At 75.0% G+C, this 6,192-nt stretch carries 5 protein-coding genes; 2 read left to right on the top strand and 3 right to left on the bottom strand.

Translation table 11 applies throughout. From position 1 onward, the window contains the following. Positions 1 to 346: 346 nt before the first annotated feature. Positions 347 to 1,690, top strand: a complete 1,344-nt coding sequence (locus G5C65_RS29235) for a serine/threonine-protein kinase (protein WP_165302053.1) — start codon at positions 347 to 349, stop codon at positions 1,688 to 1,690. Between the two features lie 106 nt (positions 1,691 to 1,796). On the opposite strand, the gene G5C65_RS29230 is transcribed toward G5C65_RS29235, so the two are convergent. Beyond that, on the bottom strand, positions 1,797 to 2,750 hold the full coding sequence (locus G5C65_RS29230) for an NADP-dependent oxidoreductase (protein WP_165302052.1): 954 nt from the start codon (positions 2,748 to 2,750) through the stop codon (positions 1,797 to 1,799). An 84-nt stretch (positions 2,751 to 2,834) separates the two neighbouring features. On the opposite strand from G5C65_RS29230, the gene G5C65_RS29225 reads away from it, so the two are divergent. Then, complete coding sequence (locus tag G5C65_RS29225) at positions 2,835 to 3,407, top strand: TetR/AcrR family transcriptional regulator (protein WP_165302051.1); 573 nt, start codon at positions 2,835 to 2,837, stop codon at positions 3,405 to 3,407. 588 nt (positions 3,408 to 3,995) lie between these two features. On the opposite strand, the gene G5C65_RS29220 is transcribed toward G5C65_RS29225, so the two are convergent. Beyond that, positions 3,996 to 4,799 carry a TrmH family RNA methyltransferase gene (locus tag G5C65_RS29220; RefSeq protein ID WP_165302050.1) on the bottom strand — a complete coding sequence of 268 codons (804 nt, stop codon included), beginning with the start codon at positions 4,797 to 4,799 and terminating at the stop codon, positions 3,996 to 3,998. A 9-nt stretch (positions 4,800 to 4,808) separates the two neighbouring features. Beyond that, positions 4,809 to 6,050 carry a uroporphyrinogen-III C-methyltransferase gene (gene cobA, locus G5C65_RS29215; protein ID WP_165302049.1) on the bottom strand — a complete coding sequence of 414 codons (1,242 nt, stop codon included), beginning with the start codon at positions 6,048 to 6,050 and terminating at the stop codon, positions 4,809 to 4,811. Between the last annotated feature and the right edge of the window lie 142 nt (positions 6,051 to 6,192).

Genomic DNA, 6,192 nt, shown 5'->3' with positions numbered 1-6,192 from the left:
GGCGCGGGGACCGTCCGCGGCCGGGTCGGAGCAGGGCGCGCGGCGGGAGACTTAGCTCACGTCCCTGGTCGCCCCGCCGCCTCCCCCGGCCCCGGACAGCGCACCGGGCGCCGCTCCGGCTGGCGGGGCGCCGCCGTCCGCCGTCGACCCGTCAATCTCCCTTCCTCCGCCGCGCCTTGGCCCGGACGGACGCGGAACGGCCCGGTCCGGACCAAGCCGGTTTCCCTACTCCCGCTTCCGCCCGCGCCGCTGACATTCCGTCCGGCAGCGCGAGCGCGGCCTCTCGGCGCCGCGCGGCGGCAGTCCGTAAGCTGTGCTCGTCAGACACCGGAGGCAGGGGACGGACATGGCGATGATGCGGCTCCGACGCGAGGACCCGCGTGTCGTCGGCTCGTTCAGGCTCCACCGGCGCCTGGGAGCCGGCGGGATGGGGGTCGTCTACCTCGGCTCGGACCGGCGCGGGCAGCGGGTGGCGCTGAAGGTGATCCGCCCGGATCTCGCCGAGGACCAGGAGTTCCGCTCCCGGTTCGCACGGGAGGTGTCGGCGGCACGGCGGATCCGGGGCGGCTGCACGGCCCGGCTGGTGGCCGCCGACCTGGAGGCGGACCGGCCGTGGTTCGCCACGCAGTACGTCCCCGGGCCCTCGCTGCACGACAAGGTGAACGAGGGCGGCCCGCTGCCGCCGGCGCAGGTCGCCTCGATCGGCGCCGCGTTGGCCGAGGGGCTGGTCGCCGTCCACGAGGCGGGTGTCGTCCACCGCGACCTGAAGCCGTCGAACATCCTGCTGTCGCCCAAGGGCCCCCGCATCATCGACTTCGGCATCGCCTGGGCGACGGGGGCCAGCACCCTCACTCATGTGGGAACGGCGGTGGGCTCCCCCGGCTTCCTCTCCCCCGAGCAGGTGCGCGGCGCGGCCGTGACCCCGGCGACGGACGTGTTCGCGCTGGGCGCCACCCTGGCGTACGCGGCGACGGGCGACTCGCCCTTCGGCCAGGGCAGTTCGGAGGTCATGCTCTACCGCGTGGTGCACGAGGAGCCGCATCTGCGCGGGGTGCACGCCGCGCTGGCCCCGCTGATCCAGGCGTGCCTGGTGAAGCCGCCCCAGGAGCGGCCCAGCACGCTGCAGCTCTCGCTCAGGCTGAAGGAGATCGCCACGCGGGAGGCGCGCGGCCTGCCGGACGGCGGCGAGTCCGCACCACCGGGCCCGGGGCCGGGCACCCACCCCGGCAGGACCGCGGGCGGCGGACGGCCGGTCCCCACGGGGCGGCGGGCGCGGGACTACGCCCGGCAGCGCACCGAGCCCGACCACGAGCCGCCGGCGAGCGCGCCGCGGGCCTCCTCACCGCGCACGGCGCGCGGTGCGGGCGGCGGGCGCCCGGACACCGACCGCCCGGCCGCCCGCCGCCCCGCGTCGTCCCCGTCGCGCACAGGGGCGCGCACCGGTGGCGGACGGCCGAACAGCGGACATCCCGGTACGGGAACCGGCACCGCGCGCCGTCCGGGACCCCGCCGGAACCGGCGGCTGCTGCGCCAGCGCCTGATCGTCTTCGTGACGGTGACGCTGCTCGTCGCGCTGGGCATCGCGGCGGCCCAGGGCTGCCAGGGCCCGACCCGGGGCCTCGGCGGCCCCGACAGCCGCGTCCCCGTACCGGCCGTGCAGGACGGCGACACCTCCGACGACAGCCGCTAGACCGTGTGGAGAGTGCGGGCCGGCGGTACGGCCACCGCGTGACCTTCGGGAGTTGTATGGGCTCCTGAAGATCGTGCGGTGGCCGCTGATCAGTCCAGTAACCCGGTCACAGGACGAGCATGAGCTTGCCGCCGGGCCGACGGGACTGGCTGAGCTTGGCCGCTTCCTGGATCTGGTCGAGCGGGTAGGTGTGGGCGACCGATACGGCGAGGACGCCTTCGCCGGCCAGCCGGGCGAACTCGCTCATCCGGTCGTAGCGCATCTCGATCTGGGTGATCCGGGTGCCCAGCTCGGCTGCGGCGGCGAAGTCCGAGACGGTGAGGACGCGGTCGGAGTCCCCGGTCAGCTCGATCAGGGACGGCAGCGAGCCGCCGCCTGGGCTGGCCTGGTGGGCGCGGTCGATCCGGCCGCCGGTCGGGGCCGTGTCCAGGGCGCGGTCGACGCGGCCTCCGGCCAGTGCGGCGACGCGTTCGGCCATGCCGTCGCCGTAGCCGGTCACCCGGGCGCCGATCTCTCCCAGGGCTGCGGCCCGCGTCGGCCCGGCGGTGGCGATCACCCGGACACCCCGGTGCAGCGCCAAGCGCACCGCCGCCTCACCCACGGTGGAGCCCGCGCCGTGGACGAGCAGCAGCTCACCCGGCTGGACGCCGAGGTCGTCGAGCGCGTGCCATGCCGTCTCGGCCGCCATCGGCAGCGCGGCGGCCTGCTCGGCGGCGACGCCCACAGGAATGTGAGCCCAGACCGCCATCAGCGCATACTCGGAGGCCCCGGCCGTCGGGCCGTCGAGGGTCGCCGGGCCGAACACACGGTCGCCGATTTCGACGCCGTCGACGCCCGCACCGAGCGCGTCGACGGTGCCCGCGACCTCGACGCCGAGCCCGCGGGGCAGGGGCGGCAACCGGTCGGCGAGCAGGCCGTCGACCACCGCCCAGTCGCCCGGCGTCAGGCCGCACGCGCGCACGGCGATCCGGATCTGGCCGGGTCCCGGCTCCGGCTTCGGGACCTCGCGGAGCACGATCACGTCCGGGGATCCGAACCGGTCGAACTGAAGAGCCTTCATGACGATCTCCTCCGTGATGACAGCATCTGTTGTCATCGATCTTAACGCCACGACGACAGCCTCTGCTGTCATATCCTGGTGGGCATGCCACGATGGGAGTCAGACGCACAGGGCCGGCTCAAGCGCGCGGCGCTCGAACTGTTCGAGGCGCAAGGTTTCGAGCGCACCTCGGTCGCACAGATCGCACGCACCGCCGGCCTGACAGAGCGCTCCTTCTACCGCTATTTCCCCGACAAGCGGGAAGTCCTCTTCGCCGACGACGAGCTCCAGGCCCACCTCGTCGCCCAAGTCGAAGCGGCCGACCCGGACCTCACGCCGATCGAGGCGCTGCTGACCGCGCTGGGGACCGCCGAGGAAATCTTCCGCCCGCGCGAGTTCCTGCTGCGCCGCGTCAGGGTGATCGCCGCCAGCCCCGCGCTGGCCGAGCGCGACCTGATCAAGCTCGCCGACATCGCCGACGCGCTGGTACGGGCACTCGAACACCGCGGCGTCGAGCCCGGCAGAGCACGCTTCATCACCGACGTGGCGATAGCGGTCTCCCGGCGCGCCACGTCCCGCTGGCTGGCCGACCCGGACGCGACCCTCTCCGAGCTCGTCGCCCAGACCGCCGCCGAACTGCGTGAGGCGGTCGCGCCGCCGACCCCGACGGCCGGCTGAGCCCGCCGCACGAGCTCGCGTTCGGCCCGCCCCGGCTCTTGCACGGCCCATGCGTCCCAGCCGAAAGCAGTGCACGAAGTGCGACTCGACGACGTGGACCTGGGCAATCCCCGCCTGGCCCAGGCTGGCCACGCTCGCCCGCCCTGAACACGGCCGCCGTCACCCGCTGCCTGTTCACCGCCGACACCGCCGCCTACGCCGCACGGATCCACGCCAGCGTCAACACCGTCGTCCAGCACACCGTCCTGAGCACTGCCAAGATCCTGCCCGGCGCACGCCGCACCGTCCTGACCCCCCAACCCTTTACCACCCGGCTCACCCTCCGCCGAATAGCCACCGGCCCCGCCTGAATCCGGCCCCCGATCACGCGGTCCGCAGCAGCCCTCGGCCCTGCAGCGGTCAGGGTCGGGCTGGAATTCGTCGTGTGCCCCTCACAGGTCGGTCCCCGATGAGGTCCAGCAGCACGTCAATGACCCGGCCGACGACGCGAGCCGAGCCACTGGCCATGAACGTCAAGCTCCGCGCCCCCCAGGGGCGCGGAGCAGCCCCGGCCCGGCACGGCTCCGCCGGAAACGGACGGCCACGGCACTAGGGTCGTGTGACGTGGAAGGCCACGGCGGAGGCCGCGGCGACATTGAGGGAGTCCACTCCGGCGGCCATCGGGATACGGACCCGCTCGTCGGCCGCGCGCAGGGCATCGCGCGACAGCCCCTCGCCCTCGGTCCCCAGCATCAGCACCAGCTTCTCGTACCGGCGGGCGGCCAGTTCGTCCACCGTGATCGCGTCCTCGGCGAGGCACAGCGCGGCCGTCGCGAAGCCGCGCCGCCGGAGCACCTCGATGTCCGCCGGCCAGGAGGCCAGCCGGGTCCAGGGGACATGGAAGACCGCGCCCATCGACACCTTCACCGCCCGCCGGTAGAGCGGGTCGGCGCAGCGCGGCGTGAGGAGGACGGCGTCCACGTCCAGCGCGGCCGCGCTGCGGAAAGCGGCGCCCAGGTTGGCGTGGTCCACCATGTCCTCGAAGAGGGCGACCCGGCGCGCGGCGCCGAGCAGGTCCGCCGCCGCGGGCAGCGGCTTGCGCTCCATGGCCGCGAGGGCGCCGCGGTGCACGTGGTAGCCGGTGACGCGCTCGGCCAGCTCGGGCGTGACCGTGTAGACGGGCGCGGGGCCCTCCGCGGCGACGTCCCGCATCGCGTCCACCCACTTCTCGGAGAGCAGCATGGAGCGCATCGCGTACCCGGCCTCCAGGGCGCGGCGGATGACCTTCTCGCCCTCGGCGATGAAGAGGCCCTCGGCGGGTTCGCGCCGCCGCCGCAGCTCGACGTCGGTGAGCGCGACGTAGTCGCCCAGCCGGGGGTCGGCAGGGTCCTCGACGGTGATCGGTGCGGCCACGCGACGACGCTACGGCCGCGCGCCGACGGCGACGACGTCGCCGATCACGATCACCGCGGGCGGGCGTACGCCCTCGGCGCGGGCCCGCTCGCGCACCGTCTCCAAGGTGGCGTCGACCCGGCGTGCGGTCGCCATGGTGCCCTCCTGGAGCAGCGCGACCGGGGTGTCGGCCGGGCGGCCGTGGGCGAGCAGCGTGTCGGCGATGGCACCGATGTGCTCGACTGCCATCAGCAGCACCAGCGTGCCGCGCTGCCGCGCGAGCGCGGGCCAGTCGACCAGCGAGCGCGGGTCGTCGGGCGCGACATGGCCGCTCACGACGGTGAACTCGTGTGCGACTCCGCGGTGGGTGACGGGAATGCCCGCCACCCCGGGCACGCTGATCGCGCTGGAGATGCCGGGGACGACGGTGACGGGGATGCCCTCGGCGGAGAGCTGTTCGGCCTCCTCCATGCCGCGCCCGAAGACGAAGGGGTCGCCGCCCTTGAGGCGGACCACGGACTTTCCGGCCTTGGCGTGGTCGACGAGGGCCCGGTTGATGGCCTCCTGCGCCATGGCCCGGCCGTACGGGATCTTCGCCGCGTCGACCACCTCGACATGCGGCGGGAGTTCGTCCAGCAGGTCGCGCGGGCCGAGCCGGTCGGCGACCACGACGTCCGCCTCGGCGAGCAGGCGGCGGCCGCGTACCGTGATCAGGTCCGGGTCGCCGGGCCCGCCGCCGACCAGGGCGACACCCCCGGTGCGCGCGCGGTGCTGCGGCGCCGCCAGGGTGCCGTCGCTCAGGCCCGCGACGATCGCGTCCCGGAGCGCGGCGGCGCGCCGCGGGTCCCGGGGCGCCTCGCCGGTGCCGCTGGTGAGGACGGCGACGGTGACGCCCGCCGCGCGGCCGGTCGCCGGGGTCCAGGCCGACGCCAGGTCGGCGTCGTCCGTGCGGACGCACCACACCCGGCGCTCCTCGGCCTCGGCGGCGGCGGAGGCGTTGACCTCCGGGTCGTCGGTGGCGACGAGCGCGTACCAGGCGCCGTCCAGGTCGCCGTGCCGGTAGGGGCGGCGGCGCCAGGTGAGCTCGCCGGCGCGGGCCATGGCCTCGACGGACGGGGTGGCGTCCGGGGCGATCAGCAGGAGGTCCGCGCCCGCCGCGAGCAGCGCGGGCAGCCGCCGCTGCGCGACGGTGCCGCCGCCGACCACGACGACACGGCGTCCATGGAGCCTGAGCCCTACGGGGTACGCGGGGTGGGCGGTGTTCTCGGACATGGCGCGGGCTCCTCGGGGCGGCGGGGACGCGGGCCGCTGCGACGCTGGAGCGGCGGATGGGCGCGTGGCGGGTTCGTGGGGACAGCTTAGGCGCGGCCGGGCACATGGGCTGTTTCGCAGGTCACGTGGGATGTGCCGGAGC

Source organism: Streptomyces boncukensis, assembly GCF_011045075.1.
Taxonomy (GTDB): Bacteria; Actinomycetota; Actinomycetes; order Streptomycetales; family Streptomycetaceae; genus Streptomyces; species Streptomyces boncukensis.
This window is presented reverse-complemented; position numbering and strand designations above follow the sequence as displayed.